The sequence below is a fragment of the Vibrio profundi genome, assembly GCF_043642225.1.
GTDB classification, from domain to species: Bacteria; Pseudomonadota; Gammaproteobacteria; order Enterobacterales; family Vibrionaceae; genus Vibrio; species Vibrio profundi_A.
In genome coordinates this window covers 1-1140 of sequence record NZ_JBHZSF010000048.1, presented here as the reverse complement: position 1 = coordinate 1140, position 1140 = coordinate 1, and the positions used below count along the sequence as shown (strand labels likewise).

General features: G+C 54.0%; 1 protein-coding gene. It reads left to right on the top strand.

The genetic code is table 11. From position 1 onward, the window contains the following. Nucleotides 1-1140 (top strand): VCBS domain-containing protein (locus ACHUFI_RS22440; protein ID WP_394253224.1); only part of this gene is annotated, 1140 nt, incomplete at both ends.

The window sequence follows — 1140 nt, the reverse complement described above, 5'->3', positions numbered from 1 at the left end:
GGCGACAGCGTCACCGAAACCTACAACGTGACCTCGGTGGATGGCACGCCAAGCACCGTGAAAATCACCATCAATGGTACCAACGATGCGGCGATCGTCAGCAGCGCCGATGTGGCCATGGATGAAACCGACGCGCCACTCGCGACTGGTGGTACCTTAACGTCAAGCGATGTCGATAACGACGACAACAAGTTTGTCGCGGTGAATACAGTCGGAGCGATTGGTACGTTCGACATGGACGAAGATGGTAATTGGACCTTCTTAGCCAACAGCGCCTTTGACGAACTCAATGTTGGCGACAGCGTCACTGAAACGTACAACGTGACCTCGGTGGATGGTACGCCAAGTACCGTGAAAATCACCATCAACGGTACTAACGATGCGGCGATTGTCAGCAGCGCCGATGTGGCGATGGATGAAACCGATGCACCACTCGCGACTGGCGGTACCTTAACCTCCAGCGATGTCGATAACGATGACAACAAGTTCGTGGCAGTCAACACTGTCGGGGCAATTGGTACGTTCGACATGGACGAAGACGGTAATTGGACCTTCTTAGCCAACAGCGCCTTTGACGAACTCAATGTTGGCGACAGCGTCACCGAAACTTACAACGTGACTTCGGTGGATGGTACGCCAAGCACCGTGAAAATCACCATCAACGGTACCAACGATGCGGCGATCGTCAGCAGCGCCGATGTGGCGATGGATGAAACCGATGCACCCCTGGCAACCGGTGGTACCTTGACTTCGAGCGATGTCGATAACGACGACAACAAGTTCGTGGCAGTCAACACAGTTGGCGCGATTGGTACGTTCGACATGGACGAAGACGGTAATTGGACCTTCTTAGCCAACAGCGCCTTTGATGAACTCAATGTTGGCGACAGCGTCACCGAAACGTACAACGTGACCTCAGTTGACGGCACGCCAAGTACCGTGAAAATCACCATCAACGGTACCAACGATGCGGCGATCGTCAGCAGCGCCGATGTGGCCATGGATGAAACCGACGCGCCACTCGCGACTGGCGGCACCTTAACCTCAAGCGATGTGGATAACAACGACAACAAGTTTGTGGCCGTTAACACAGTCGGAGCGATTGGTACGTTCGATATGGACGAAGACGGTAATTGGACC